Origin of the sequence: Microbacterium paraoxydans (assembly GCF_900105335.1) — a bacterium.
GTDB classification, from domain to species: domain Bacteria; phylum Actinomycetota; class Actinomycetes; order Actinomycetales; family Microbacteriaceae; genus Microbacterium; species Microbacterium paraoxydans.
Genome location: NZ_LT629770.1, coordinates 1 through 26,315 on the forward strand (window position 1 = coordinate 1; position 26,315 = coordinate 26,315).

Below are 26,315 nucleotides of genomic sequence, written 5' to 3' on the forward strand. Positions count from 1 at the left end.
GGGGAGCCGTCCTCTCTCCCCGACCCGAAGTGCCCGATTTCTACCAGGGGTGACCGGATGCCGAAGAAGGCTGACCGTCCTCACAGGGCCGCGCTGACGCGGATGCTGAGGGTTACGGGGCTCGCGAACGTGCCCGAGGAAGCACCCCTCGTCGAGCTGCTGCGCACGCTGGCCGACGAATTGGACCGCGGTGGTGGCTCTCGGCCGCGGATCGAGTACCGGGCGGCGCTGAAGGACGCGCGGATGGTGCTGAACACGACGGCGCGCGGGAAGCCGAAGGGCTCGCCTGACGTGCCGGAGCCGACGAAGGCGGCGAAGCCCGGTGAGGGCGAGTCGGAGGCCCTCACGGACGAGGAGATCGACGAGCCCACGTCGCTGGCGAAGTTCAAGGCGGAGCGGGGCATCGGCTGACCGCTCGAGGTGGGGGTGAGCGGTGACGGCGAAGCTGTTCGGGCGGACTGAGCCGCGTCTGTGGACGAAGCCGCTGCGGGAACTGACCCCGGAGACGTCGCGCGGGTTCGAGGTGATCGAGTTCGCGCTGACGATCCTCGGGGTGACGCTCTACCCGTGGCAGAAGTGGCTCCTGATCCACGCTCTCGAGCTGCGCCCTGACGGCACATACCGCTTCAAGCGGGTCATCGTGCTCGTCGCCCGGCAGCAGGGGAAGACGATGCTCGCGTCGGTGCTCGCCGCGTGGTGGCTTTTCGTCGACTCGGGCCGGAACAAGGAGCAGGTCCCGCCGCTGAAGTTCAAGGTCGTGGGTGTCGCGCAGAACCTCGACATCGCTAAGGAGCCGTGGGCGGCGGTCAAGTCCTGGTGTGACCCGGATCCGGAGACGGAGGAGGAGGCCGAACTCGCGATCGACGCGCTGCAGGCCGCCACGGCGAAGGTTCGCGACGCGAACGGGTCGATTGCGATCACGGCGCGCTCCCGGGCGCACTACGAGATCCGGGCAGCGAAGAACGCCCGAGGCAAGCCCGCCGCGCGCGTCCTGATGGACGAGATGCGTGAGCAGCGCGACTGGGTCGCGTGGAATGCCGTCTCGCAGACCCTCAAGTCGTTCTGGTCCGGACAGCTCTGGGGCATCTCGAATGCGGGCGCGTCCGACGCGGTCGTGCTCCGCACCCAGCGCGACGCGGGCCTTGCGGACATCGCCGATTGGGACGCCTACGTCGGCGCTGGGCTCACCTCGGCCGAGGAGTACGCGAACACCCACGACACGTCGCTCGGGATCTTCGAGTGGTCCGCGCCCGACGGGTGCGCGAAGGACGACATCGACGGCATCCTGCAGGCGAACCCGTCGATCGGGTACGGCGCGATGACCGTGCAGGACGCTCTCTCCGACATTCGGTCGATGACCGACGCCGGCTACCGCACTGAGGTGCTGTGCCAGTGGGTGACGGTGCGCGTCGATTCGTTCATCAACGTGAAGGACTTCCAGGCGCTCTACGTCCCGCCCGCCGACGTGAAGATCACGAAGGGCGAGCGGACCGTGTGGGCCATCGATACCTCGAAGCGGTCGAACGACTCGGGCGTGACGACGTGGATCGGCGCGGCGACGCGCACGAAGTCCGGGAAGCCGTTCGCGACGGTGCGACACCGTCGGACCGGCATCGTCTGGGCACCGGACTACATCACGAAGCTCGCCGACGAGTCCGGTTTCCGGGAGGTCGTGGTCGTCGGACGGGGCGCGCCGGCCGCTGAGCTCGTGGAGGAGCTGCAGAAGCCCGAGCGAAACCTCACCGTGCACGTCCTCGACGGCGGCCAGTTCGCCGCGGCGACGGGCCAGATGAGCGACGCGGTCCGCGACAAGGACATCGTGCTCGTCGAGCAGCCGGACATCACGCTCGCCGTCGAGGGCGGCGTGACGAAGGAGTACGCCGAGAACGACGCCTGGTCGCGCTCGAAGTCCCTGCCGGTCGACATCTCGGGCCTGATCGCGATGTCTGAGGCGCTCTACGGGCTCGTGAACCTCGAGCCCGAGATCGTCCCCGACCCACCCAAGCCGCCGGCCGCCGAATCGGTGAGTCGCGCTGACATCGCGCCCGACGAGATGAACCTCGCGACGGTCGCATTCTGAGAGGAGGCCCCCGGTGGCAGACGAGATCGGCTACGTCAAGGACGGAGCGCTGCGCGGATGGTCGTCTCTCGCCGACGAGGCGCACGAGAAGAACATCGACCTGCAGTGGCCGCACTCGCTCGAGGTCTACGACCAGATGCGCCGCGAGGACGCTCAGGTCGGCTCCGTAGTCCGGGCGGTCACGCTGCCCATCCGCTCGACGCGGTGGGAGATCGACCCGGCGGGGGCCCGCGACGAGGTCGTGAAGCTCGTCGCGCAGGATCTCGGCCTTCCCGTGAAGGGGCAGGAGGAGCCGGAGCGCCCGAAGCGGGAGCGCGGTCGGTTCTCGTGGGACGAGTTCCTCCGCCTGGCGCTCCTCGAACTCGTGTTCGGCCACTCGGTGTTCGAGCAGGTGTACCGGATCGAGGACGGGCGCGCGCGTCTCGGGAAGCTCGCCTGGCGGCCCCCGCGGACCATCAGCAAGTTCGAGGTCGCGAAGGACGGCGGACTCATCGCCGTCCACCAGCACGGCGTGTTCGGATCGACGACGGTGAAGATCCCGGTCGATCGACTCGTGGTGTTCGTGAACGAGCGCGAGGGCGCGAACTGGATCGGCCAGTCGCTCCTCCGGCAGGCCTACAAGAACTGGCTCCTAAAGGACCGCCTGCTGCGCATCCAGGCACTCGTCGGCGAACGCAACGGACTCGGTGTGCCGGTGGTCACCGGCGCGGAGCTCCCCGAGAGCATCTCGAAGGACACCGCGAAGGCCGAGGAGTGGCTGAAGGCGCAGAAGGACGAGGGCCTCAAGCTCGCGACGGACTTCCGTGCCGGTGAGGCGGCGGGCGCGTTCGTCCCTCATGGCGGCAGCGTCGAGCTGAAGGGCGTGACGGGCAAGCTCCCCGACATCGACGGCCCCATCCGGTATCACGACGAGCAGATCGCGCACGCCGTGCTCGCTCACCTGCTCACGCTGGGCGGCGACAAGTCGACCGGGTCCTACGCGCTCGGCGACACCTTCGCAGACGTGCTGACCGGCTCGCTCAACGCGGTGATGAAGCACCTCGCCGACGTGACGAACCAGCACGTCGTCGAGGACCTCGTCGACCAGAACTGGGGGCCGGAGGAGCCCGCGCCGCGGATCGTTCCCGTTCCGCTGGGCAAGGACGCGCCACTGACCGCGGAAGCGATCCGAGCGCTCATCGACTGCGGGGCGTTCACGGCCGACGCCGAGCTCGAGAAGTACCTCCGGGCGCGTTACGGGCTCCCGGCGCACGACCCCGACACCGCGCGAAAGCGCACCACCACCACGCAGAGCGCCGCGGGCGAGCCTGCGCCAACAGAGGAGGCAGCATGACCGACCAGCGCAGCGCGCGAAACCGGTTCTGGGGCAAGCTCACCCCGCCGAAGTCGAAGACCGAGTTCTTCGACGCGATCACGATGCCGTCCGCGGGAGGCGAGGGCACTGTCGCGACCATCCGCATGTACGGTCCGATCGACTCGTGGGGCGGGTTCTGGGGCATCTCGACGAAGGATGTCGCCGAGGTACTCGACGGGCTCCCCGACTCGGTCACGCAGATCATCCTCCGGATCAACTCGCCCGGCGGTGAGGTGTTCGAGGGCGTCTCGATCCTGAACATGCTCCGCGCTCACGACGCCAAGGTCACCGCAGTCGTCGACGGCCTCGCAGCGTCGGCCGCTTCGGTGATCGCGGCCGGGTGCGACGAGACGGTCATGTCGCCTGCCTCGCAGATGATGATCCACTCGCCGTCGACGATCGTCTGGGGCAACGCCGCGGACATGCGGAAGGTCGCAGAGGTGCTCGACACGATCGAGGAGTCGATCATCTCGATCTACCGGGACAAGGCGGGCGAGTCCGCATGGGGCGAGCTCCTCGCCAACGAAACCTGGTACACCGCCGAGGCCGCCGTCGAGGCAGGCCTGGCCGATCGCGTCGCCGTCGTGAAGGACGCCGGAGAGACGGCGACTGCCGGCACGGATGACGACGGCACCGACCAGCTCGAGGGCGACGACGTCGAGGACATGTACCAGTCCGCGCGCGCCCATCTGGGCCTGCACCCCATCGGCGCTTCGGCGCCCCACAAACTCCCGAGCTCGTCCGAGCCGGGGAATCCCAAGGAACAGAAGGAGGCGCTCAACATGAGCGACGCTTTCCTGGCTGCGGTTCGTGATCGGCTCGGCGTGACCGATGCCAACGCGTCGGAGGAGACGGTCCTGTCCGCTCTCTCCGAGGCGCTCAACGAGTCGGCCGACACCAACACGCCCACCTCGGCGGCCACGGTCGCCCCGACGATCCCCGCCGGCACGCAGCTCATCGAGAACTCGATTCTCGACTCGCTCCGCGCCGACGCCGCCGCTGGCCGCGAGGCCCGCGAGCAGCAGATCAAGGACCGCCGCGACGGGATCATCGCGAACGCCCTGCAGGAGGGTCGCATCACGGCGGCCTCGGCGGAGCACTTCCGCACCATGCTCGACTCCGACGAGGACGGCACCGCGAAGGTGCTCGCCTCGATGGCGAAGAACAGCGTTCCGGTCGCGGAGATCGGACACGCCGCCGGCGAGGTGTCGGCGGAGGACGCGCTCATGGCCCGTGCGGGCTGGGGCGACGACGACGAGGAGGCCTGACCATGGCTGACCACATCCACCTGTTCAAGCCGGGCGCATCGGTGACCTTCACGGCATCGGCGGACGTCATCGGCGGTCGCCTCGTCGAGGTCACCGGCGCCCGCACGGTCGCGAACGCCGCGGCCGACAGCGTCAAGACCGTCGGCGCGGCGGCTCAGGACACGAAGTCCGGCGAGGACGTGCTCGTGCTGCGTGGCGGGGTCCAGAACCTCGTCGCGTCCGCGGCGATCGTCGCCGGAGCCCGCGTGAAGCCCGCGGCGGCCGGGAAGGTCGTCACGGTCGGCGCTGGCGAGCGGGGCATCGGCCTCGCACTCACGGCGGCCGGTGCGGCCGACGCCCTGCTCCAGGTCGCACTGGACTGAGAGGAAGAACAGACATGGGAAACTCCCTGACGTACCCGGTGCCCTCGATCGACAGCACCGGCAGCCTCACCGCTGAGCAGATCCACGAGCTGCTCCGTTCGCGCACCGCGGTCGCTCGTCGCGTCCGCACCCTCGCGGACAAGCGGTTCATCTCGGACGCGCTCCTCAAGGGCCGTTTCCAGGCGGTCGGCGGGACCGTGCTCTACGAGAACGGTGACCCGCTGTTCGCCCCGGACGACCCCGAGGCGATCGCCCCCGGCGGCGAGTACCCGCGTTCGCAGGTCACCGCAGGCGACCTCGCAGCCGCGAAGGTCGACAAGTGGGGCCGCGACGTGCCGGTCACCGACGAGTCGATCAAGCGCCGCGGCATCGACGTCGTGAACCGTGGCCTCGGCCAGCTCGTGAACCGCATGGTCAAGTTCGTCGACTCGGCGGCGCTCGGCGTCATCGCGTCGAAGATCACCCAGACCAGCGCGGCGACGGCGAACTGGACGACGGCGAAGGCCATCGTCGCTTCGGTCGAGAAGGCGAAGGCAGAGGCCGAGGAGGCGGGCGAGGGGCACACCCTCGACACCATCGTCCTCAAGCCGACGCACTACGCGACCGTGATGTCGCTGTTCCTCGAGGCGGGCTTCCTGCCGCGCGAGGGGTCGAACCCGCTCATCAACGGCACGTGGCCGCAGGTCCTCGACCTGACGTGGCTCCGGTCGCCGTACACGCCGACGACGGCCCCGCTGCTCGTCGACTCGGACGAGCTCGGCGGCATGGCCGACGAGGACCTCGGCGGCCCGGGCTACAGCAACGCGCTGCCGGGCATCGAGGTCAAGTCGATCCGCGAGGACAAGATCGACGGCTACCTCCTCCGCTCGCGTCGCGTCACCGTGCCCGTCGTCACCGACGCCACGGCCGGCGTGACCATCACGGGAACGGGGCTGAGCTGATGGCTGAGGCCAAGAAGTACGCGCACCGTGTGACGGCCACGATGATCGTCGCGAAGGTGCCGGGCGCGCAGGGCGGCGAGGTCTACCTCCGTCAGGGTCGCGTCCTGCCGGCGTCGGTCACGGCCGACGAGGTCAAGCGGCTCAGCACGCTCGGACTGATCGAGAAGTTCGAGATCGACACCGCTGACGGCGAGTCCGCCGACAGCTCGAGCAAGTAGCGAGACAGGGGGCGATGGATATGACCATCACACACGCCGACATCGGCGGCGACGAGAACACGGCTCGACGGGTTCTCGTGCTGGCACGGTCCATCGCCCCCTGCATCGACGCGTTCCCTGACGACTCGGAGCAGAAGCTCGACGCGATCGCGGTGCTCAGCGCCGTCGTCGCCGAGCTGCCCGCGCCGGGGGATCGTCGGACGAAGTCCCTCAGCCGGAACGGCACGTCGATCACGTTCGCGGACATCGAGTCGGCGTTCGACTCGGACGCCCGGGCGAGCCTGCGGGCGCTGTGCGACGCTCAGGGGGCCTCGGTGCCGTCGGGGTCACTCCCGGCGGGGTCGTTCCCCACGGAGCGCGCATTCGAGCGCGTGTGGCCGGAGGGTGGCTATAGCTAGTCGCTGACGCTGTTCGAGAAGACCTCGCCTCGGCGGGCAACGATCGCCGCTTTCGCCTCGTCGATGGTTCTGAAGCGTCCGACGTGGATCGTCTTCCCGTCGTGAGTAATCTTCGCTCGCCAACGGGACGTCTGCGCATCCCACGTCACACCGCGCACACCCGAGGAGTTCCCCCGGTAGCCGGCAGGGTCGAGGTTCTCCATGTTCACCTTGTTCGTGCTCGGGATCAGGTGATCCGGTCGGACACATGCCCGATTGCGGCACTGGTGGTCGAGCATCACGCCCTGCGGTAGTGGGCCGTTGGCGAGCTCGTAGGCGACACGATGGGCACGTGCGACGGCGCCTCCCACTCGGAGCTGTCCGTATCCGGCGCTCTTCGAGCCGGTCCAGTTCCAACAGTGCTCGGTGCGCTCGGTGTAGGCGTCTAGGCGGTCCTGCAGTGATCCGTTCACGATTCGCCGAAGAGGTGTGAGAGCCCCGGTCCGACGCTTCTGGACGTAGTGCGAATGGCACAGGCTGAGCGATTTCGCCGGGCGCTCACATCCTTCGAAAGAACAGGTGGCCTTCATGAGTACATGTTACCTCGGGGGAGGGACATCGTGATCGAGTCGTTCTTCTTCCCGCACAAGGTTCTGATCCGCGACATGATCGACCGGGGCGGGGAGGGGTCGAGCCCTGGCCCTGCGCGGCTGTCGATCGCGGAGACCATCGACGAGCGGACGCTGGTGAAGAACCGGGACAACCTCGAAGTTGTGTCGAACTCCCGCGTCACCGTCCCTCTGGACGCGAACGTCGCGCCGGGTGCGCTGGTCACCGTGTGGCCGGGCACGTCGGCGGCGCGGGAGGCCGAGGTGATCCGTGTCGGCCGGGACGAGAACGCCCGGCCGTTGCCGTCTCACCTGATCCTCTGGCTCACCTAGTCCAGTTCGACGGCCGCGGGTCGTCCCACAGATACAGCTCGTAGTCGGTAGTGATGACGTCGACGCCCGGGTCGCGGTCGAGATGGTCGCCGGTCGGCACCCACGAGGACACCTTCAGCAGGGTCAACGTTTCGTGGATCGGGTGCGCGTAGAGCGTCGCGGCGATGGCCTCCCCGACATCGACAAGCTCATCGTCGGTGAGCCCATCGCTGCAGACACGCGCGACCGCTTCGACCTTCCCTGGCTCGTCGATCGAGTTCAGCACCTGGAATCCGGGGTTGAGCACGACACCATCCGGGAGTACCGCGGTCGCCCCGACAGCCTGCATCGCCTCGCTCCCCGGGGAGGGGGGCGCGACGTAGTCCACGCACTCCTGCGGCACCTCGGCTGCCGACGCGGTCGGTGTGCTTTCCGGCGCCGACACCGTCGGCTCGGGTGCTGGCGACGTCGTCGTCGTCTCGGGCGGCGTCTGCGCCGCACACCCACCCAGGAACATCCCCGCGGCGAGGACGCCCGCGGCCACCGATTTACGCATGCTCACACCGTACCGGGGGAGGTAGCCGCCGTGAAGATTCTCAAGCCCATCCTCAGCACGGTCGAGAAGGTCGCGCAGGACTCGATCCGGGAGGGCGGCCGGGAGGTCCTGCGCCGCGCCCGCGAGCTGAGTCCGACGCTCACCGGCGATTCGGACAAGTCCGGGTTCATGCAGGTCGACGATCTGACCGTGCAGGTCGGGTTCACGTCGCTCGTGTCCCGGCTTCAGCACGAGGACCTCGACAACCAGCACCCGCAGGGCGGCGAGGCGAAGTTCCTCGAGAAGGCGTTCGACGAGGTTGACATCGAGCAGCTCGCGGCGCAGAAGCTCCGGGAGGCGTTCGGATGACGATGGACGACGCGACCCTCACCCGCCTCCTCTGCCGCCTCCTCGCCCGCGTCCCGACATTCGAGTACGACGTGACCCCGCCGCCGTCCGGCGTGGCCGTCCAGTACGGGGCGCTGAAGGCCGAGCCGGACAGGGCTGTGGGCGTGCGCGTCTACAGCACCACGGACGAGCGACATCTCCACTGGCGGCGCGCTCAGGTGCGCATCCGAGGCGCGAAGGGAAGCAAGACGGACGCCGACAAGATCGCCGGCATCGTCTTCGCTGCTCTCCACGGACTCTCCCGCGAGGGAGGTATCAGCGGCATCCGCCGCGAATCCATGTCCCCGAACGGGGCCGACACGAACGGGCGCGAGGAGCGCACCGACAACTACATCATCACCCTCGACAATCAGGAGTCCTCATCATGAGCGAAGCAGTTCCCCTTCCCGCCGGCACCACGCTCGGGAAGTCCTTCGAGTACGGCATCGACATCAACCTCGGCACGTCGGCGGTCCCCGAGTGGCAGCCGTTCCGCAGGATCAGCGGCTTCCAGCCGACGTTCACGCCGACCACGCAGGACGCGCAGACGTACGACGACCTCGGCGCCGACAACTCGGACGTGACCGGCTGGTCGTTCGCGATCGCGTTCAACGTCCAGGTGAACCGCAACACCGCGACCGGCCTGTACCTGCCGGAGATCGAGGCGCTGCTCGCCCGCACCCGCCCGTCGGCGAAGGGCGAGGCCGCGGTCGTCGAGGTGCGCTGGTACCACAAGCCGGAGATCGGTACGCCGAACCCGGCCGACGCCGGCCAGGGTCGCGCGACCGTCGCCATCACTCGGCAGAACACCGGCCCGAACGGTGAGATCGAGGTCCTCTCGGTCACCCTGTCGGGCAAGGGCCCGTACACCGAGATCGCGAACCCGTTCGACGGATGGGACAGCACGGTCGCGGTCATCGGGACCGTGGGTCCGGAGGGTGCCGGCGACGGCGATCTCGTCACGATCACCGGCACCGGGTTCCTCGGCACGACCGGCGTGTCGATCGATGGTGCGTCGCTCGCCGCGACGGACTACACCGTGGTCTCGGGTGCGACGATCATCGCCGCTCTGCCTGCCGGTGACGCGGGCAACGTGCCCGTGATCGTCACGAACGCGGCGGGCGCTTCGGCGCCGCACACGTTCACGCGAGGGGCGTGACGCATGGCGTCCGCGTCCGACTTCGCGGCGTGGGCGCAGCAGGACCTCGTCCTCCCGTTCGGGGGCAAGACCTATCGGGTCAAGCCCCCGAGCGTGGGGGACGCGGGGAAGCTGCTCGCCTGCGCGATCCGCGGCGAGGTGAACCTGGGCATCGTGAAGGGTCCGATCCCTCCAGAGGTGCAGGCCGTCCTCGAAACGATACAGCCCGACGAGCACATCGCCCTCGGTGACGTGCATCAGGAGATGGTCAACGACGGTCTGTCGCCGACGACGATCGACCGCTTCACCTACTACGCGGTGTTCTTCTGGGCGCGCAGTGAAGAGTATGCCGACGCGCTCGCGCGACTGCTGTTCATGCCACGCGTGACCGACGACGACCTGTTCCCCGACGAGGAGGACGAGGCGATCCCAAAAGCCTCGTGACGGCCGAGGACTGGGCACCGTACGGGCGGGGCGTGCCGGACGCGGACGGCTGGTATCCGGATTACCGGACACCGCCCGCGCATCTCCGGCCCGCCCCGCCGAAGGCGCCGGCGTCCTCGACCGTCAACAGCACCGAGCCTGAGGTCGACGACTCGCTGCTCGCGATCGTCACCAACTGGCGGTTCGTCATCGCCGACCTGCTCGAGCGCTTCCAACTCGACCTGTACGACGCCGCCGTCAGGGCACGCCCTTGGCCGGGCGTGCGGACGGCGATCTTCGCGCTCATCGACACTCCGGGTTCCCGGATTCGGAGGGCGCTCACCCGGAGGTGACCACCGATGCGCGCAGCCGAGATCGATGTTCTGTTCACTGCGGACACGAAGCAGATCGAGCAGGCGGACAAGAAGATCCGCGATGTCGGCCAGCGCGTCGAGAAGAACCCGGTCGAGCTCGACGCGAACGCGAAGCCCGCGCTCGAGAGCATGGACAGGGTCGAGGCGGCGGCGAAGAAGCTCGTGTCGAAGGACACGCTGCTGACGGTCGACGCGAACATCGAGCGCGGCGAGAAGTCCCTCGACCGTGTCCAGAAGCGGCTCGACTATCTCCGGTCCGTCGAGACGACGATGGACGTGAAGGCCGACATCGCCCGCGCTGAGGCGTCGCTGTCCAAGGTGCAGCGGAACCTCGACGGTCTCAAGGCTGCACGCGCGACGATGGAGGTCGACGCCGACACGTCCGAGGCGGAGTCGGAGCTGAAGAAGCTCCCGGCCAAGGCGCAGGCCGCCGGCGACGACGCGGGCAAGGGCTTCGTCGGATCCCTCGATTCCGCGACCCGTGGCGCCGGCGAGAAGGTCGGACAGGCTGTCGGTGACGGCGTCGAGGAGACGCTCATCAAGGCACTGTCTGCGATCCCGGTGGCGGGCGGTATCGTCCTCGCCGGTGTCGCGATCGGCAAGGCGCTCATCGGCGGCTTGAACGACGGCCTGCAGATCGAAGTCGGGTACGACCGGCTGCAGGCGCTCACGGGCGTCGACGAGGCGACTGCGCTCCGTCTCGGTCGCGCTGCCGGTGAGGCGTACGCGAGCAACTTCGGCGACTCCGTCGAGGCCAACATGGACACGACTCGGCTCGCCCTGCAGTTCCGACTCATCGACTCGAAGAGCACGACGCGCGACGCGCAGCTCGTCGTCCAGGGACTCTCGGGAATCGCCGATGTGCTGAGCGAGGAGGTCGGTCCGACCGCGACCGCGGTCACGACGCTCCTCGGGTCGGGCATGGTGAAGTCGGCGCAGGAGGCGTTCGACGTCATCGCGGCCGGCGCTCGGAACGGGCTGAACCGGAACGAGGATCTGCTCGACACCCTCACGGAGTATCCGGTCGTGCTGACGCGACTCGGACTCACCGGGGAGGAGATGCTCGGCCTCATCAACCAGAGCATGCAGGCAGGCGCCCGGAACACGGACGTCGCGGCCGACGCGCTGAAGGAGTTCCAGATCCGCGCGACCGATGCGTCGGTGGCTTCGGCTGAGGGGTTCCGGATCCTCGGCCTCGACGCCGAGGCGATGACGGCGAAGATCGCTCGCGGTGGAGCGGATGCGCGGGACGGGCTCGACGAGGTCCTCACCAAGCTCCGCGAGACCGAGGACCCCGTGGCGCGGAACGCCGCGGCGGTGGCTCTGTTCGGGACGAAGGCGGAGGACCTCGGGGCCGCGCTGTTCGCTATGGACCTGTCGTCCGCGGTCGATCAGCTCGGCACCGTCACGGGTGCCGCTCAGCAGATGTTTGACACCCTCGCGGGGAACGACGCATCGAAGATCGAGCAGGCGCAGCGGAACATCGAGGTCGCGGCGGACGGCATCAAGGGTGCGCTCGCTCAGGCGTTCGCGGAGCCGCTGGGCGACTTCGCCGACTGGGTCTCCCAGAACCGCGGGCCTGTGCTCGAGTTCTTCCGGGACATGGCGGTGGGTGCGCTCGACTTCGCGATCACGGCGTCGGATGCGACCGGCGAGTTCGTGTCGGGTCCGCTGGCGGACATGGTCGACGGCTTCGTGTCGTTCCTGAAGCTGACGAACTTCGATCCGTTCAAGGACTGGACCGACCTCGACAACCTCGTCGCCGGCCTGCGTGACTTCGATGGGGTCACGGACGACGTGAGCACGAACCTCGAGGGCATGAAGGACGATCTGACCGACTGGACGGATCCGCTCATCGCGCTCGGTTACGTCAACGACGCCGCCCTGCGCACCGCGGATGCCGTGTCGCAGGTGGGGTTCTCCGCGGAGAGCGGGGCCGCCCTGCTCAGCGGGTTCGAGGTCGCGACCGATGGCACCGTCCGTGCGACGGGCGAGCTGAAGTCGCAGCTCGACGCCTCGGCGGAGGCTCTGCGGGCGGAGTACGACGCGGCGATCGCGGCGGGGGAGTCGCAGGACAACCTCCGCGGCCGGTACAACTCGACGCGTGACGCGCTGTTGAACCAGCTCACGACGATGGGGCTCACGCAGGAGCAGGCTCAGGCCCTCATCGACACGGTGCTGCAGACGCCGGAGGAAGCGTCGACGAAGTTCAGCTCGAACGCGGACTCGGAGCGCGGCAAGGTAGAGCGTCTCGGCGGGAAGATCATCACCCTTCCCGACGGGAGATCGGTAATCTACGCGAACACCAAGCCTGCGTACGACTCGCTGAACTACTTCATCCGCGACGCGAGCAATCGGGTCATCCGGGTGAAGATCGCGGCCGACGGCACCTCGATCCGCATGGGGTCGATCACCGCGTCCCCGCAGCACGACGGCGCCATCGTCGAGATGATGGCGGCTGGCGGGCTGCGGGGTACCGGGCTGACACCGATGAAGCCGCTCGCGCAGATGGTCCCGGCGAACACCTGGCGGATCGTGGGTGATCGTGCCGACGTGCCCGAGGCGTACATCCCGCTCGACGGTTCGCCGCGGTCGATCGCGCTCCTGATGGAGACGATCCAGCGGATGCCGAACTTCTCGGCGATGGCGGCGGGGGCTGTTGAAGGGGCACCAGTCGGACAGGCGCTGGCCGGGCCGGATCCCCTAGTCGGGCTCGAGGTTAGCGGCCGACTGGTCGTGGACACGTCGGGCTTCGCGCAGCTCGTCGACGCTCGAGTCGTGGCAGCTAGTCGAGATCGTAAGCGCGCGCTGGAGAACGGACGGAGGAGGTAGGTCATGGTCACCACGTCTGCGCCGGAGCTCTCTGTCGACGTCGCGGGGAATCCGTACGTGGAGGTCTTCTTCGACCCGAGCGGACTGGAACCGGATACGGCCTACATCCGCGTGGTGCGCTATTCGGAAGGCCGGGAGTGGCCCGTCCGGGGCGGTGTGAACATCGCCCCGGGCGTGGCTGCTCTCGACTTCGAGGCACCGTTCAACGTGGAGGCGACGTACAGGGCTCAGATGTTCACCGCCACAGGTGCGTCGATCGGCTGGACGGAGGCGTCGACGACAGTGCTCGAGTACGTCGGGACGATCGTGCACCAGCCACTCGACCCCACATCGTGGGTCCCCGTCGACGTCATGCCGGGTAGCGTGAGCCCGCTCACGCGCCCCGAGGAGGGGACTCTCGTCCAGACAGAGGGTCGCGATGTGGGTGTGTGGATCGGGTCCGGGCGTCGAGGCCTCCGCGGCGTGGGTGTTTCGCTGCAGACGAGCAGTATCGCTGAGGCTGACGCGTTTCGAGACCTGCAGGGAAGCTACGCGGTCCGGCAGATCGGAACGGTGTGTATCCGTACCTCGTCGTCCATCCGCTGGCCGCGGACGTTCTTCGTCCGAGGCGACTTCGCGGAGAACGATCGCACCGTTCGATTCGGCGGGACCAAGGTCACATTCGACGCGCGCGTCGACGAAGTCGAGCCGCCGTTCCCAGGGCTCGCGGTACCGCTGCTGACGTACGGCGATCTGGATGCGGCGTACGCAACGTACGCCGAGCGGGACGCGGCCTATGCGACGTACACGGACATGGATCGCGACTACTCCCTGGCGGGGCTGGCCGGCTGACTTCAGGAGGTGTGATGCGCTTCGGGTCTGAGGTTCTTCGCGGTCTGCTCACGAGTTCGTTCGACCACTACTGGGAGGCGGACCTGTACTACGACGGCGAGCGCCGACAGGAGCGCGTGCCTCTGACGGACGTGCGGCCTTCAGAGGACGCGGGCGCGGAGATCCAGCAGTCGATGACGTGCGCGGTCGTGTGGACGGACGACTTCGGTCGCTCCGTCCTTCCGACCGCAATGGAGGATGCGTTCGCGCCGTTCGGCGCCCAACTGCAGGTGTTCTCGGTGGTCCACTCCGGCCCGTTCGTAGAGCGTGTCCCGTACGGCTGGTTCCTCATCACCGATGTCCCGTCCGCGCGCGACGAGCAGATGCGGTTCCGCGGTGACTGGATCACGGTGGGCTCCACAGTCGAACTCGAACTCAAGGAGCTGACCGCCTCGATCGGCGAGGAGACGTTCGACGTGCCGACGGCACCGGCGTCGCTGGTGTCCGCATGGGACGAGGTCGGCCGGATCTCAGGCATGCCGATCGAGCGGTCCGTCCCAGACGCGGCGATCACCCGCTCGGTGATGTACGAGGACGAGAAGATCAAGGCGCTGTATGAGCTGATGGACGTTATCCTGTCGGCGGTCCCGCACATGACCGCCGACGGCGCTCTGTCAGCACGCCCGAAGGCGTGGCCCGACCCGGTCGACCGCATCACTCGCGAGGTGCTCGTCGACATCGGGTCGATGATGTCAGCCGGGAAGGTCTACAACCGGGTCGTGGTCCGCGCGAACGGTGCCGACCAGGCGGCCGTCCTCGCGGTCGCCGAGATCACCACGGGTCCACTGCGGGTGCGGAACCCGGCCGGGGTTCGTTCACCGTTCGGCGCCCGCACCCACTATCTGTCGAGTGAGTTCGTGACCACCCGCGCGCAGGCGCAGAAGTGGGCGAACGAGACGCTCGCGCAGGTCTCCACGCTCCGCACCCAGGTGGTTCCGGTGGTGGAGCTGTTCAACCCGCTGCGAGAGCGCGGCGACGTCGTGCTCATCGAGCGTCCCACTCACTGGCTGATCGGCCGGGTCGTGACGATCGACCGAGGTCAGGCGACACAGTCGCTCACCGTCGAGATCGGTGGGACGACAACGGTGGCCGATCCGGAACCACTGCTGCTTCCTGGTGACTCGACGTTCCCGGGCGATGGGGTCTTCCCCGGAGGAGATATCTGATGCCGTTCACCCCTCGCGTCTACCAGGACAAGCCGGCCCGCACGACACCTGTCCGTGCCGATGACCTCGCGCACTTCCAGTCGCAGTACGCGGCTGTGATGACCGACCTCGGCAACCTGGGGATGGTCATCGGCGACCCGGGACGACGCATGCGGATGATCGGCTGCTCGATCCGGAACACAGGCTCCGGCTTCCAGTACATCGACGACGCTCAGCACCAGCGAGTCGGCTTCGACACCATCAGCCAGGACGACGCGGGGGTGACACTCGGGCTGTCATTCGACGCCACTCGCGTCGTCGGGCTCGTCGTCGGACAGGACGAGACGTACGCGCAGCGCGCGATCCACCCGGGCGCTTCCGTCGGAACCGACGAGATCCTGATCCGCTTCGGCGACGACTCGGGCTTCTACGACTACGTCCAGTGGGACGGCAGCAACTGGGTGTCGCTCACCGGGTTCGTCACCGCTGGGTCGATGAACGCGACCACCGGGCTCATCACGTTCACCCACAAGGAGAGCGCCACCGACTACGGCGGGAGCATCGAGATCCGGTCCGCGAACCTCCGACTATCGGCGGAGGGCCGGTCGAAGACCTCGATCGGGGCACTCGTCTACCCGTACAACTCGGCCACTTCCGCCAAGGCCCCGACCACGGACATGAAGTTCTGGATCACGCGCCCCGGCTCCCGGCCGGTCAAGCCGTCTGAGCTCACCGTCGCCTCGGGGAACTTCTGGGTGGTGGGCTTCCAGGAGGTGCCGGAGTGAGTACCGAAACCGAGATGATCCTAGACCTGATCGGAAAGAAGTCGAGGGTGCAGATCGTCGCCGGGTTCTTCCGTGGCATCGACGGGCTGCGGGCAACGGTCGACTTCAGCGATGGGCGGGTGCCAGCGAACTTCACCAGCTCGTACATGCCCGAGCTGAATGAGCCAGTGTGGGTGCTCGTCGCCGACGGCGTCGCCTACATGCTCGGCCCGACACGGCCGAAGCCGACGAATGGCGTGATCGCCACCATCGCCGGCGGTGTCGCGAGCGTGCAGACCGACCTCGGGCGCGTTGACGCGACATTCGACCTCGGACGCACGTACAGCTCCGGCGACGCGGTGAAGCTTCTCTGGGGCGACGGATGCTGGATCCTCGGCGTGCGCTCTGATGTCCCGCCGGACCCCGAGGTCCCGCCGGCTCCGGGCGGCGGCGGCGGTCGGCGGACCGTGACCTTCACTGCGATCGACTCGGGCGCGTACGAGAACAGTTGGTGGCAGAACGACGTGTGGTGCTCGGCCCGGAACATCGGGGCGTGGTTCTACGGGAACAAGTTCCGCGACACGATCCCCGACGACGCGTCGATCATCAGTGCGCGGATCTATCTGCCGCAGACGAAGAACCTCGGTGCCGCGCCGTTCGGCCGCCATGGCTTCGCGACTAAGCCCGTCGGCGCGGTCACGTTCGCTGCGGTCAGCGAGCTCCCCGAGGTCAGCGGTCGGCGCACGGGCTGGCGGAGCATCCCTGTCGGACTCATCGACCACCTCAAGTCCAACACCGGGGGCCTCGGCTTCGCGGGTGGTGGCTACTCGATCTGGGCCGGCACGCAGAAGGACGCTCAGTCCGGAGCCGTGCGGGTCACCTACACCACCTAGGAGAACGACATGGGCTACTCACCGACCGGCGGTCCGAAGGGCCTGGGCACCTTCAACGACACGCCCCAGACGGCCGCGGACTTGAACAAGCTGCGCGACCTCCTCGCGCTTATGGGCAACTACCGCGGTGGGATGGCGGAGTCTGAGCGCGACGCCATCAACGGCCCCTCCCGATTCGACGGGCTCGCCGTGTTCAACCAGAACACCGGCGAGATCAACGTGTGGAGCGAGGACGCGTTCGACTGGCTATCACCGACCACGGAGACGGTCTTCGGTCCCGAGTCGATGGGACCGGGCTGGACTGAGTCGCCGACCTACCCGATCCTGCTCCGTCTCGTCGGGAACCGTGTTCACGTCGAAGGCGCGGCAGTGGTCGGCTCTGGCGCCGCGTTCACCCACATCTTCACCGCTCCCGTGCTCACCCGCCCCACCGCTCTCCGGTGGATCGGGGCAACCGTGGGGCAGGGCGCCGCGGTCACCGGGATGTTGGACATCACCACGGCCGGGCAGGTCCGGCTGCCGTACCGCACAGGTTCGCTCGCTGCGGGGCAGACCTTGCCGATCGTGGGCTCGTTCGCGCTCTCCTGAGCGCGGGGAAGGGAGGAAGCTGATGGGCGGTCTCGTCATCGAAACTGTCCGCCCCGGGGTGCAGTTCATCCCCGATGCGGCGGCCGCGTTCCGTCGCGCCGATGCGCAGGTGCTCGCCGAGTTCGGGCGGCACATCGACGTCAACTCGACGTACCGATCGTGGTCCGACCAGATGCTCATGTTCGTCAACTGGGGCCGGTACGTCTCCTCGGGTTACAAGGCTGCGCTGTACCCGGGGCATTCGAAGGCTGTGCACCCGTCCGAGTCGTTCCACGTCGCCGGTACTGCGCTCGATTCCGACGACTGGGTGAATGCCCGCATCGTCGAAATCCTCGCCGAGAACGGCTTCATCCGGAACCGGCTCTACGTTCCGAACGAGAACCACCACTTCGAGTACATCCGTGCTCGCGACACGAACTACGGCAAGCCCGCCACGACCGGGCACGCTGCGACACCGATCATCCCCGCCGGGGAGGAAGACGAGGACGACATGTACGTCAAGAACGTGATGCACCACAAGATCAATGCGGACAAGCGCATGGAGGTGAAGGTCAGCAACCCGGGATCCGGTTTCGAGCTGAACTTCATCACCGGCTCGAAGGACACGCTCCAGGCGTTCGCCGACCAGTACGAGACCGGCAACTCGATGCAGGTGTCCGCGTCCGTGTTCCGGGTCATCGGCGAGGCATGCGCGGCGGTGCGCCCGCAGGGCCAGATCGCGGTCAGCCTCGGCGACGCGGACGCCTGATGACCGAGCCGGAACCGGCCGGCTGCAACGTCGAGCGGGCGATACGCGAACTCCGAACCGGAGGAGGTGGCCATGGGTGAGGAGCTTCCCCCATCCCTGTTCAACATCCTGCGCGGCGACCTTCGCGACACCCGCTCCGAGATCAACGGGCGTCTCGACGGTCTGGCTCGGGACATGGTCACCTCGGCGATGCTGGCCCAAGTCCAGGCCAACCAGAAGGAGCGCGACGACAGGCAGGACGCGCGCATCCGCGGCCTCGAGGAGGCGGACGCCGAGCGCGAGAAGGAAGCGCGGCGCATCGCTGAGGAGCAGCGCAAGACGCGCGCGCAGCAGTTCTTCTCCATCGGCCTCGCCGCGTTCAGCGCCGTACTCGCACTCATCGGCGGCATCGTCGTCTGGACCGTGACGGCCGGGCTGCAGCAGATCGCAGGAGGTTGAGCATGTTCTCGACGAAGATGTGGACCGTCGGTTACAAGGTCATGGGCGCGCTGATCGTCGTGCTCGTGCTCGGCGCGATCGTCCTGGTCTCCCTGAACAACGCGCAGCTCCGTGCGGAGAACCAGGACATGTACGCCGACCTGCAGGCGTCGCAGTCGAACGCGCAGAGCCTGTACGAGCAGCTCCTCGCCGAAGGTGTCGAACCGGAGGGAGAGGCCCCCGCAGAGGTCGCCTCGGGGCCAGCGGGTGACCCCGGCCCCCGAGGAGTCCCGGGGCCGACAGGACCCCGCGGGAGCGACGGCGAGGACGGCGAGAACGGCACCTCCGGTCCCGCAGGGACTCCTGGTGCCGCCGGCGAACCGGGCGAGCCTGGCGCCTCCGGGCCGCCGGGGGCGGCTGGGCCAGCGGGGCCGAAGGGGGACCCCGGTCCGTCCGGCGCCCAAGGTCCCGCCGGGCCCACTGGCGCCCCTGGGCCAGCCTGTCCCGCGGGGAGCGAACCGGATACCCGCTGGATCAACATGGCCGACACCGAGCTCGGCCCGTTCATTCCGACGCAGGCGACCGTCTGCATACCGACCGCCGTAGGAGGCACCCCATGAGCAAGCTCACCGACCCCGCTTGGTGGAAGGCCGCGCTGCTGCGCGCCGTCTACACGGCCATCGCCATCGCGATCCCGTACATCGCCGCCGTGCAGTTCGCAGACGTCCCGTGGCTCATGGCAGCCTCGGCCGCCACGGTCGGAGCGATCCTGTCGTTCGCGACGTCGCTGTTCGGGCTGCCCGAGTCCGAGGGCGTGGACTTGCCCTGGTGGCTCGCCGCGCTCGAACGAGTCGCGAAGACCTTCGGCCAGTCCCTCGCTGCCGGACTCACCGGAGCAGTCCTTCTCTCCGACGTCGACTGGTCGGTCGTGCTGCAGGCCGCTCTCGGCGCCGCTTTCATCTCGCTGTTGCGCCTGATCCTCGCCACCCTTCCCGCGGACCCGACCCCCGCGGCGGTCGCGCTCGCGCAGACCGAGAACGGCACCCGCGCAGACACTCGGAAGGAAGATCCGGCACTCGGCACCCGCGCGCGCGACTCCCAGAGCCGCACCTTCCCCTGAGCACTGCGCCGCGCACAAGAGACCCCCACCCAGCCTTCGGGCCAGGTGGGGGTCTCTTCTGCGTTCACTGCGCGGGTTCGGGCGGGGAGAGCACGTTGAACGAACCGGAGTACCAGACGTTCGCGCCCTTCTTGCTCAGCAGTGACGGGTTGACCCGCTTCTTGCTGTTACCCATGAAGAAGAACACGTCAGCGTAGGTGAGGCCGACGGAGGCCCCGACGCGGACGTCGGCGGATGCGAACTCGTCGTCGACGGTGACGCTGAAGTCGCGGACCTCGGCCGCCCCGAACTCGTAGAAGATGCGTACCCGGTCCTTGAGGACGAGAACGTGGGAGGTGCCGTACGAGGCGTGCGCCCGGTCATCGACGAGAGCCCACTGGTAGCGGTTCGCCCACCGGATCGTCCCACCGATCTCCTGCACCTGCAGCTCGGGATCCGGCGTCGGCGTCGGCGTCGGCGTCGGCTCGGGCTCCGGCTCAGTCGGCGGCGTCTCCGGGTCCGGCACAGGCTCCGGGAGAGGTTCCGTCTCATCGGCGGACACACGAATGTCGTGCGTCTCGTCCGTGGTGGTGGCAGTCGGTTCGTCGGTGGGCGCGACGGCAGAGGTAGGCGAGGGCTCCGGTGAAGGGAGCGTCTGACCGAAGATCAACGCAGTGACGATACTTGCCGTAGTTGCGCCGATTACCGCTGCCGTTGTCGCCGAGCGGATCGGCTTCATCGGTCTACTTTCTTACTGGCTTGCGCTAAGGATACCCATAGGGAGTCTCCGTGAGCGACCGTCGTACGTGATCGTTATCCCGCCAGTCAGGGTTCGTCGAGGACGGCGGGGTCCGTGGTGATGTAGAGGGGGAGCGCAGCGGCTTGGCCGTGCCCCAGGAGCTCGGGCGTGGAGGGGGCTGGGAGTGATCGTCGGTGCTGGCCGAGAGCGATCCACGGTTCGAGGTCAGGGAGGGCACGCAGTGCCGTGCACAGGGTCGCCGTGTGGCGGTCCTCGAAGTAGCCGACCCAGGTGCCCGCCGCCTCAGCGAGCACGTCGCGCCGCTCGCCGGCGACTTCGCGCAGTTCGGCGAGAACGGGTGCCGGGTCGGTCGTGTACCTGTTGCGGGAGCAGATCGCGTCGAGAGTGACGCTGAGCCTCACGGTCGGGGAGAGTCCTGCGGATGGCATGGCCGGGTGTCCTTCCTCCGGCCGAGGAGTCGAGTCTATGCCTGGGCGAAGACACCGCGAATGTCAGAGGTGCTGGGCAAGATCGAAACCGTGACGCCCCAGCTACTTCTCGACTTTGAATCCCGATGGACGCAGCAGCACACCCCAGCGAAGGACGTTGCGATCCGCGTGGATCTTGCGATCACGCCAGCCCGCTATTACCAACTCCTCATGCGCGCAGCAGACTCGCTAGAGGGGATCGCCACGCACCCCGTCACGGCTCGCCGAGTACGCGAGCGTCGCGCTCTGAGCGAGGCCGCCCGTGGGCACAGATTGGGCACACTTCCTCACCCGCATCCCCCCGTGATACCCCCTGTTACCCCCGCTTCTGCCGCATGAATCCGCGGGCGACGCCATAGGCCGGCGCATCGGGCAGAGTTCGATTCCCCCCAGCTCCACCAAGCCGTTGTCACTGAAGAAGCCCCCGTGTTCCCTACTCTCGTATGGGAACACGGGGGCTTTTTCGCGTTCCGGGCACCTGTGGACAACCGCCCCGTGGGCACGGAATGGGCACGTTTCGTTCAGGCCGTGAGCCCGATCCGCGCAAGAGCAGCCGTCGCCGTCTGAACGCCGCGCGTGTGCATCAGCTCGGCGACGCTATCGAGATCGTCGTCGAACAGGTCAGCGTACGTGTCGAGGGTCATCGCGGCGGACTTGTGCCCGAGCATCTTCTGCACGACCTTCACGTTCGCGCCGGCACTGATCGCGAGCGAGGCTGCGGTGTGCCGCAGATCATGCAAGGTGAGCAGCGGGATGTCGGCGGTGCGCTGGGCTGCGACGAACCAGGAGCCGGAGGTCGCCGAGGTGCGCGGCCGGAGAAGGTGCGAGCCCGATGCGCTCGCGAACACGAGGTCGCCTGGGCCCTTGCCGGCCGTGAGAGCCTCGAGGGCTCGGGTGAGGAACACGGGGAACGGCACGGTGCGTCGCTCCCAGGATTTCGGTTCGCCGACGTGGATCTCGGAGTTCACCTGGACGGCGTTCTCCCGGATGTGGAGGCGGTGTCGGAGGAAGTTCACGTGCTTCACCCGGAGGCCGATCGCTTCGCCCCACCTGATGCCGGTGTACGCCAGCACGAGGACCAGCACCGCGAGCTGCGGATCCTTCACGGCGCTGGCGAGCTGCGCGACCTGCGCGTCAGTGAGGTACCGCCGATCCTTCTTCGACGCCTTTCGCGGGAGGTTCGTCACGCCGCGGGCAGGGTTCTTCGCTATGCGACGGTCACGCTGGGCATCGTCCAGGATGCCCCCGAGCACGCCGAGCGCGCGCAGAATGACGGTCGCGGACAGCGGCTGCGTGTCCTTCTTGGTCCGTCGCTCGCGGGCCGACTCAGCGACGCCCTCGAGCATGTCCTGAATCCAGTGCTCCACCTCGGTCGCCTCGATCGTCGTGACGCCGCGCCCGCCCCACTTCGGGGCGACGTGGACGCGCCATGACGTCTCGATCGACTTGAATGACGACGGCTTCAGCGACTTCTTCCGCCGGAGCCAGGAGGGAGCGAGATCGCCCACGGTGATGCGGCCGCGCGCAGGATCGATGTAGTCACCCTCGGCCTTCGCGGTCGTCACTCGGGCCAGGAACAGCTCCGCTTCCTTCTTCGTGCGGAACCCACGCTTCTTCGTCTGGGTCTTGTCCGGCTTCCGGTACCGCACCATGTACCGCCGCCCGTTGCTCGTGTCGTACGGCTCGATTGTTCCGGCCACGTTCAGGCGACCTCGACTCGATGCGCCCACTGACCTGTGCCCATGCGGGCGTCGATGTAGGTCGTGTCCCCGATGCGCTGAAGCAAACCCTGGTAGGCGATGACGATGCTCTTCATCACGCCGAGGTCGAGTGCGATCCCGCCAGCGCGGCCCTCGTTCACTGCCTCGAGGTATCGGTACTCGTCGGGGTCGATGAGCCGCAGAGCGGCCCACTCTTCGGCGCGCCGCTCCTGTTTCGCGTTCACGGGGCCGAACCGCGACGGCACGTCGCCCCATGCGGCATGACCGAGCTCATGCGCGAGGACGCTCCGGTGGAGGCGCGAGTGCATACCTGGGCGAAGGGTGATCGTGCGGCGGTCGTGTAGGTACTGGCCGTCGCGGCCGTGGCGCAGCTCTCGGTACTCGATGGTCACGCCGATCGCGTCTGCGAAGTCGAGGAGTCTCGCATCGATGGGGGTCATTGCTCGTCCGTGGGCTCGGGGTCGGTGGGGCGCGCGACTGCGCGGTCGTCGTCATCCTGGTCGATGCCGGTGACATTGGGGCGCAGGTGGGTGATGTTCGAGGCGGTGGAGAAGGCCTCGGTGATCGGCTTGTCGAAGATCGAGAGGTCGACGCCAAGACGCATCGCGACGGCCGCAACGAGCTGGGCGTCCGATGCCGCGTAGAGGGCGTTCGCGATGTCGTCGGTCCCGATGTCGCTCTGGGCGATGTGGCCGGTTGCGACCAGGTCGGCCAGGAGCACCCGATCGTATGCCCGGGAGATGTCGCGCACCGACTCGAAGCTGAGGACGTCGAGGTTGATCTGGCGGTTGAGTGTGGCCTGGTTGATCCCTGAACGCCTCGCGACCTCTCTGATCGAGTCGGCTCCGCGGACTTCGTCTACCCACTTCATGGCGATATTCACGACTCAATAATGAGGCACGGATGCGTCATGCGCAAGTCATTTGAGTAGTCCAGTTGACACATTGACTCATGCGTTAGATAGTTGCCTCATGACTCAGGCAAACGAACCGCAGGTCACTCAGACCGCGCAGATCCGACCGGGCCTTCTCGACCGGCTGAAGACGAACTCCGGCATCAAGAGCGATGACGCTTTCGCCCGCATGATCGGCATCAGCCGAGCTACCCTGCAGCGGCTGAAGTCGGGGGAGGAGCCGACGCTCCGCACCGTCATCGTGATCGCTCAGGCGTTCGGGCTCGCGCTCGGTGAGGTCGTCGAGGTCGTCGAGGTCGACGCGGATGATCTGGCGGTAGCGGTATGAGCAACGTCACCGCGCTGCGGGCGAAGCAGGTCGAGCATGTGTACCTCTCGCCAGTGCAGGTTTGCGAGCTTGTGCCAGGGCTCTCTGTCTCGGGATTGCTCGACCTGCGGAAGCGGGGGCTTGGGCCGAAGTACCGGAAACCGACGGGCGAGCACGGCAAGGTCATCGTCTACGCCGAAGCGGATGTGCGTGCCTGGGTCGAGGCTTCCGTGCACACCACTACGGAGCAGTCATGAGCTCCCGGGCGTGGGGCCCGGGTCAGACCCCTGGGGATGGGTCATCGGCGGGTCGGGGCTCTGCTGGGGAGCAGCCCCGACCTGTCCGGACTGGATCTGCGCGGGTCGTGGTCGGAATGGCGCTGCTGTGGCTCGCGACGGTGGCGTTCGCGCTGTGGCTTGTGGTCTCCCGTGAGCGGGACGGGCTGCTGCTCCTCGTATCGATCTTCCTCGTCGGCTTCTTCGGTGCTGCCGGCGTCTTCACGAAAGCGTTCTGGCGGCGCTAGTCCCGCCGCGGAAATCAACTCACACAAAGGGGATGGGACCCATGAGTACAGCAGTATTTGGCGCGCCCGAATGGCTCGCGAGCAGCGGGCGGGCCGTGAAGGTCGGTGAGGACGGGACGTTGGTGTTCGACCACGTCAACGGGTACCTCACCCCAGAGATGGTGCCGGACGCAGAGGAGTTCTTCGCGGCACGGAAGGACGAAGAGCTTGGCCGGTGGCGCTGGCCGGAGGACCGCAAGTTCGTGGTGTACGGCCGCGACGACGGCGGGGCGCGCGTGGTCGACGAGACGACCGGCGACAACTGGTTCTACCGCCGCGAGGACGTGGTGCACGCGTCCGATCCGTTCTGGGCGGCGTGCGCGTTCTGGGAGGCCCACCCTGCCTTGCCCTGGGCAGGCGCTCGGCCGGGCGACATCTGGGTGCTCACGCTGAACGACATCTCGCTCCCGGACGTCCCGGCGATGCCGACGACAGGCGGGCGATTCGTGGTCATCGGCGAGGACAACGGGCGTCCTGCGTTCGTGGACTTCTCCGACATCGCTGATGCGCGGTGTGTCTGGTCGGCGGTGCAGGCGTGAGCGCCCCGCAGGTGGACCCGGCGCCCGTGCGCGCCGAGCGGATCCCGAACGCGAACCCCCCGGTTCGTCTGTCCGAGGTGCGGCAGCAGCGGGCGTCGTTCGTCGTGAACGTGACGGCCGGTGCCGTGCTCATCGCGATCTGCCTCGGCGGCATCGGGTTCTACTTCGCGTCGGGGCTGGCGTCATGACCGTCGTGCTCGGTGTCGACCCGTCGCTGACGACGTCGGGGTGCGCGCTGGTGAAGTTCGGTGGCGCGGCCGACGCGTGGGGTCCGACGTGGGAGACGTGGCGGGGCCTCGGGGTGAAGCCTGACGTCGAGTCGACGGCGACGTCGTTCCGTCGGATGCGGCTGATGCTCACGGAGATCCTCGCGTTCGTCCCGCCTCGGCTGGACCTGTCGGTCGTCGAGGGGCCGTCGATGGGGTCGAAGCATGCGGCACTCGCCGACGAGCGTGCCGGCCTGCGGTGGCTGTTGGTCTCGCAGCTCATCGCGCGGGGTCCGGTGGTGGTCGTGTCGCCGAACACGCGGCAGGCGCTCAGCGGTGTGGGGCCGATCCCGCGGGGCACGACCCCGAGGAAGCGGAAGCAGATGGTCACCGAGGCGGTGCGGGCGATGCTCCCCGACGTCCGGGTGCCGGACGACAACGTCGCGGACGCGGTCGCTATGGCCGCCGCCGGCGGGTACGCGCTCGGCCTCGACCTGCCCTACGGGGCGAAGCAGATTTCGGCGCACTCCAACGTCGCGTGGCCGGTGATCGAGCGATGAGCGTCGTGACCACCGTGCGGACCTGCGCGATCGACGGGTGTGAGAAGCCGTATCGCGCGAAGGGCTACTGCCAGATGCACTACACGCGCGTGAAAGTGCACGGGGACCCGCACCACCGTTACCCGACGAAGCCGTGCTCCATCGACGGATGCGGGCGAGACTCACGCGCCCGGGGCATGTGCTCGCTGCACTGGGACCGGTGGCGCCGCCACGGTGACCCCCTGTTCGCGGCACGACGGCGCGCGACGGCAGACATGACGCCCGCGGATCGCTTCTGGGTGCAGGTCGAGGTCGGCCTGTGCTGGCAGTGGACCGGAGCGACGTCTGAGGGATACGGGCTGTTCAGCTTCGACGGTCGCCCGGTGCGTGCGCACCGCTGGGCGTGGGAGCTGCTCGTCGGTCCGATCCCGGACGGGCTGCAGCTCGACCACCTGTGCAGGAACCACTCCTGCGTGAACCCGGACCATCTGGAGCCGGTCACGCAGGCCGAGAACGTCAGACGCGGTATCGCCGCGCTCTGGTGGTGAAAGACCAACGAGATAGGGGA

Annotated in this window: 39 protein-coding genes; 32 read left to right on the plus strand and 7 right to left on the minus strand. The window is 68.0% G+C overall.

Annotated elements, in window-relative coordinates; genetic code table 11:
- Positions 1-129 precede the first annotated feature (129 nt).
- Genes BLU02_RS00005 through BLU02_RS00040 form a run of 8 tightly spaced genes read left to right on the plus strand, consistent with a single transcriptional unit; the run spans position 130 to position 6,621 of the window.
- Positions 130-411: a hypothetical protein gene (locus tag BLU02_RS00005; protein ID WP_060921025.1), complete on the plus strand. Its 282-nt coding sequence runs from the start codon at positions 130-132 to the stop codon at positions 409-411.
- A gap of 22 nt (positions 412-433) precedes the next feature.
- A complete protein-coding gene (locus tag BLU02_RS00010; protein WP_060921024.1) occupies positions 434-2,080 on the plus strand; it encodes a terminase large subunit domain-containing protein in 1,647 nt (548 codons plus the stop codon).
- A gap of 13 nt (positions 2,081-2,093) precedes the next feature.
- A complete protein-coding gene (locus tag BLU02_RS00015) occupies positions 2,094-3,413 on the plus strand; it encodes a phage portal protein family protein (RefSeq protein ID WP_060921023.1) in 1,320 nt (439 codons plus the stop codon).
- Positions 3,410-4,702, plus strand: coding sequence for a head maturation protease, ClpP-related (locus tag BLU02_RS00020; RefSeq protein WP_060921022.1), 1,293 nt, complete (start codon positions 3,410-3,412; stop codon positions 4,700-4,702). The genes BLU02_RS00015 and BLU02_RS00020 overlap by 4 nt, the downstream gene beginning before the upstream one ends.
- 2 nt (positions 4,703-4,704) lie before the next feature.
- On the plus strand, positions 4,705-5,064 hold the full coding sequence (locus tag BLU02_RS00025) for a capsid cement protein (protein WP_060921021.1): 360 nt from the start codon (positions 4,705-4,707) through the stop codon (positions 5,062-5,064).
- A gap of 14 nt (positions 5,065-5,078) precedes the next feature.
- Entirely contained in the window at positions 5,079-6,005 is a 927-nt protein-coding gene (locus BLU02_RS00030) for a phage major capsid protein (protein ID WP_060921020.1), read from the plus strand.
- Positions 6,005-6,223, plus strand: a complete 219-nt coding sequence (locus BLU02_RS00035) for a hypothetical protein (protein WP_060921019.1) — start codon at positions 6,005-6,007, stop codon at positions 6,221-6,223. Before BLU02_RS00030 ends, BLU02_RS00035 begins: the two co-directional genes overlap by 1 nt.
- A gap of 20 nt (positions 6,224-6,243) precedes the next feature.
- Positions 6,244-6,621 (plus strand): hypothetical protein, encoded by a 378-nt coding sequence (locus BLU02_RS00040; protein ID WP_060921018.1) that lies wholly within the window; start codon positions 6,244-6,246, stop codon positions 6,619-6,621.
- Here the strand turns inward: BLU02_RS00040 and BLU02_RS00045 are convergent.
- Positions 6,618-7,073 (minus strand): HNH endonuclease, encoded by a 456-nt coding sequence (locus BLU02_RS00045; protein WP_167627829.1) that lies wholly within the window; start codon positions 7,071-7,073, stop codon positions 6,618-6,620. The genes BLU02_RS00040 and BLU02_RS00045 overlap by 4 nt on opposite strands.
- A 147-nt stretch (positions 7,074-7,220) precedes the next feature.
- Here BLU02_RS00045 and BLU02_RS00050 point away from each other — a divergent pair, with 147 nt between their 5' ends.
- The gene (locus tag BLU02_RS00050) at positions 7,221-7,541 is read left to right on the plus strand and encodes a hypothetical protein (RefSeq protein WP_060921016.1); all 321 of its coding nucleotides are present in this window, start codon (positions 7,221-7,223) and stop codon (positions 7,539-7,541) included.
- On the opposite strand, the gene BLU02_RS00055 is transcribed toward BLU02_RS00050, so the two are convergent.
- Positions 7,534-8,076: a hypothetical protein gene (locus BLU02_RS00055; RefSeq protein ID WP_157546928.1), complete on the minus strand. Its 543-nt coding sequence runs from the start codon at positions 8,074-8,076 to the stop codon at positions 7,534-7,536. The two genes, BLU02_RS00050 and BLU02_RS00055, sit on opposite strands and share 8 nt — an antisense overlap.
- 30 nt (positions 8,077-8,106) lie before the next feature.
- On the opposite strand from BLU02_RS00055, the gene BLU02_RS00060 reads away from it, so the two are divergent.
- The 15 genes from BLU02_RS00060 (at position 8,107) to BLU02_RS00130 (ending at position 19,754) form a co-directional block, all read left to right on the plus strand.
- Entirely contained in the window at positions 8,107-8,424 is a 318-nt protein-coding gene (locus BLU02_RS00060; RefSeq protein ID WP_060921014.1) for a hypothetical protein, read from the plus strand.
- Positions 8,421-8,831 (plus strand): minor capsid protein, encoded by a 411-nt coding sequence (locus BLU02_RS00065; RefSeq protein ID WP_231919609.1) that lies wholly within the window; start codon positions 8,421-8,423, stop codon positions 8,829-8,831. The genes BLU02_RS00060 and BLU02_RS00065 overlap by 4 nt, the downstream gene beginning before the upstream one ends.
- Positions 8,828-9,601 (plus strand): phage tail tube protein, encoded by a 774-nt coding sequence (locus tag BLU02_RS00070; RefSeq protein WP_060921012.1) that lies wholly within the window; start codon positions 8,828-8,830, stop codon positions 9,599-9,601. Before BLU02_RS00065 ends, BLU02_RS00070 begins: the two co-directional genes overlap by 4 nt.
- Positions 9,602-9,604: 3 nt before the next feature.
- A complete protein-coding gene (locus BLU02_RS00075) occupies positions 9,605-10,024 on the plus strand; it encodes a DUF7426 family protein (RefSeq protein ID WP_060921011.1) in 420 nt (139 codons plus the stop codon).
- Positions 10,021-10,356, plus strand: coding sequence for a hypothetical protein (locus BLU02_RS00080; RefSeq protein ID WP_060921010.1), 336 nt, complete (start codon positions 10,021-10,023; stop codon positions 10,354-10,356). Before BLU02_RS00075 ends, BLU02_RS00080 begins: the two co-directional genes overlap by 4 nt.
- 6 nt (positions 10,357-10,362) lie before the next feature.
- Positions 10,363-13,209 carry a phage tail tape measure protein gene (locus BLU02_RS00085; RefSeq protein WP_060921009.1) on the plus strand — a complete coding sequence of 949 codons (2,847 nt, stop codon included), beginning with the start codon at positions 10,363-10,365 and terminating at the stop codon, positions 13,207-13,209.
- Positions 13,210-13,212: 3 nt separating this feature from the next.
- Positions 13,213-14,040, plus strand: a complete 828-nt coding sequence (locus BLU02_RS00090) for a hypothetical protein (protein WP_060921008.1) — start codon at positions 13,213-13,215, stop codon at positions 14,038-14,040.
- Positions 14,041-14,054: 14 nt separating this feature from the next.
- Entirely contained in the window at positions 14,055-15,245 is a 1,191-nt protein-coding gene (locus BLU02_RS00095; protein WP_060921007.1) for a hypothetical protein, read from the plus strand.
- Positions 15,245-16,009, plus strand: a complete 765-nt coding sequence (locus tag BLU02_RS00100; protein WP_060921006.1) for a hypothetical protein — start codon at positions 15,245-15,247, stop codon at positions 16,007-16,009. The genes BLU02_RS00095 and BLU02_RS00100 overlap by 1 nt, the downstream gene beginning before the upstream one ends.
- Before the next feature lie 14 nt (positions 16,010-16,023).
- Complete coding sequence (locus BLU02_RS00105; RefSeq protein ID WP_060921005.1) at positions 16,024-16,881, plus strand: hypothetical protein; 858 nt, start codon at positions 16,024-16,026, stop codon at positions 16,879-16,881.
- Positions 16,882-16,890: 9 nt separating this feature from the next.
- On the plus strand, positions 16,891-17,469 hold the full coding sequence (locus BLU02_RS00110; RefSeq protein WP_060921004.1) for a hypothetical protein: 579 nt from the start codon (positions 16,891-16,893) through the stop codon (positions 17,467-17,469).
- 22 nt (positions 17,470-17,491) lie between these two features.
- Complete coding sequence (locus BLU02_RS00115) at positions 17,492-18,217, plus strand: M15 family metallopeptidase domain-containing protein (protein ID WP_060921003.1); 726 nt, start codon at positions 17,492-17,494, stop codon at positions 18,215-18,217.
- 72 nt (positions 18,218-18,289) lie between these two features.
- On the plus strand, positions 18,290-18,655 hold the full coding sequence (locus BLU02_RS00120; RefSeq protein WP_060921002.1) for a hypothetical protein: 366 nt from the start codon (positions 18,290-18,292) through the stop codon (positions 18,653-18,655).
- 2 nt (positions 18,656-18,657) lie between these two features.
- Positions 18,658-19,254, plus strand: coding sequence for a collagen-like domain-containing protein (locus tag BLU02_RS00125; RefSeq protein WP_060921001.1), 597 nt, complete (start codon positions 18,658-18,660; stop codon positions 19,252-19,254).
- The gene (locus tag BLU02_RS00130; RefSeq protein ID WP_060921000.1) at positions 19,251-19,754 is read left to right on the plus strand and encodes a holin; all 504 of its coding nucleotides are present in this window, start codon (positions 19,251-19,253) and stop codon (positions 19,752-19,754) included. Before BLU02_RS00125 ends, BLU02_RS00130 begins: the two co-directional genes overlap by 4 nt.
- A 64-nt stretch (positions 19,755-19,818) precedes the next feature.
- Here the strand turns inward: BLU02_RS00130 and BLU02_RS00135 are convergent, their stop codons facing one another.
- Together BLU02_RS00135 and BLU02_RS00140 are read right to left on the minus strand one after the other, a co-directional pair.
- On the minus strand, positions 19,819-20,295 hold the full coding sequence (locus BLU02_RS00135; protein ID WP_060920999.1) for a hypothetical protein: 477 nt from the start codon (positions 20,293-20,295) through the stop codon (positions 19,819-19,821).
- A 263-nt stretch (positions 20,296-20,558) separates the two neighbouring features.
- On the minus strand, positions 20,559-20,921 hold the full coding sequence (locus BLU02_RS00140; protein WP_060920998.1) for a hypothetical protein: 363 nt from the start codon (positions 20,919-20,921) through the stop codon (positions 20,559-20,561).
- 60 nt (positions 20,922-20,981) lie between these two features.
- On the opposite strand from BLU02_RS00140, the gene BLU02_RS00145 reads away from it, so the two are divergent.
- Positions 20,982-21,299 (plus strand): DUF3263 domain-containing protein, encoded by a 318-nt coding sequence (locus BLU02_RS00145; RefSeq protein ID WP_082749912.1) that lies wholly within the window; start codon positions 20,982-20,984, stop codon positions 21,297-21,299.
- Positions 21,300-21,481: 182 nt separating this feature from the next.
- Here the strand turns inward: BLU02_RS00145 and BLU02_RS00150 are convergent, their stop codons facing one another.
- The 3 genes from BLU02_RS00150 to BLU02_RS00160 are packed head-to-tail and all read right to left on the minus strand — an operon-like array spanning position 21,482 to position 23,552.
- Entirely contained in the window at positions 21,482-22,660 is a 1,179-nt protein-coding gene (locus BLU02_RS00150; RefSeq protein ID WP_082749916.1) for a site-specific integrase, read from the minus strand.
- Positions 22,661-22,662: 2 nt separating this feature from the next.
- A complete protein-coding gene (locus BLU02_RS00155; RefSeq protein WP_060921062.1) occupies positions 22,663-23,121 on the minus strand; it encodes an ImmA/IrrE family metallo-endopeptidase in 459 nt (152 codons plus the stop codon).
- Positions 23,118-23,552 (minus strand): hypothetical protein, encoded by a 435-nt coding sequence (locus BLU02_RS00160; protein ID WP_231919608.1) that lies wholly within the window; start codon positions 23,550-23,552, stop codon positions 23,118-23,120. Before BLU02_RS00160 ends, BLU02_RS00155 begins: the two co-directional genes overlap by 4 nt.
- 100 nt (positions 23,553-23,652) lie before the next feature.
- Here BLU02_RS00160 and BLU02_RS00165 point away from each other — a divergent pair, with 100 nt between their 5' ends.
- The 7 genes from BLU02_RS00165 to BLU02_RS00190 all read left to right on the plus strand — a co-directional run bounded on the left by BLU02_RS00165 (position 23,653) and on the right by BLU02_RS00190 (position 26,295).
- Positions 23,653-23,922, plus strand: coding sequence for a helix-turn-helix domain-containing protein (locus BLU02_RS00165; RefSeq protein ID WP_060921060.1), 270 nt, complete (start codon positions 23,653-23,655; stop codon positions 23,920-23,922).
- Positions 23,919-24,158 carry a helix-turn-helix transcriptional regulator gene (locus BLU02_RS00170; RefSeq protein WP_060921059.1) on the plus strand — a complete coding sequence of 80 codons (240 nt, stop codon included), beginning with the start codon at positions 23,919-23,921 and terminating at the stop codon, positions 24,156-24,158. The genes BLU02_RS00165 and BLU02_RS00170 overlap by 4 nt, the downstream gene beginning before the upstream one ends.
- A gap of 107 nt (positions 24,159-24,265) precedes the next feature.
- Complete coding sequence (locus BLU02_RS17275; RefSeq protein ID WP_157546930.1) at positions 24,266-24,424, plus strand: hypothetical protein; 159 nt, start codon at positions 24,266-24,268, stop codon at positions 24,422-24,424.
- 32 nt (positions 24,425-24,456) lie between these two features.
- Positions 24,457-25,002 carry a hypothetical protein gene (locus tag BLU02_RS00175; RefSeq protein ID WP_157546932.1) on the plus strand — a complete coding sequence of 182 codons (546 nt, stop codon included), beginning with the start codon at positions 24,457-24,459 and terminating at the stop codon, positions 25,000-25,002.
- The gene (locus tag BLU02_RS00180) at positions 24,999-25,190 is read left to right on the plus strand and encodes a hypothetical protein (protein ID WP_060921057.1); all 192 of its coding nucleotides are present in this window, start codon (positions 24,999-25,001) and stop codon (positions 25,188-25,190) included. Before BLU02_RS00175 ends, BLU02_RS00180 begins: the two co-directional genes overlap by 4 nt.
- The gene (locus BLU02_RS00185; protein ID WP_060921056.1) at positions 25,187-25,768 is read left to right on the plus strand and encodes a hypothetical protein; all 582 of its coding nucleotides are present in this window, start codon (positions 25,187-25,189) and stop codon (positions 25,766-25,768) included. The genes BLU02_RS00180 and BLU02_RS00185 overlap by 4 nt, the downstream gene beginning before the upstream one ends.
- Positions 25,765-26,295, plus strand: coding sequence for an HNH endonuclease signature motif containing protein (locus tag BLU02_RS00190; protein ID WP_060921055.1), 531 nt, complete (start codon positions 25,765-25,767; stop codon positions 26,293-26,295). The genes BLU02_RS00185 and BLU02_RS00190 overlap by 4 nt, the downstream gene beginning before the upstream one ends.
- Positions 26,296-26,315: the final 20 nt, after the last annotated feature.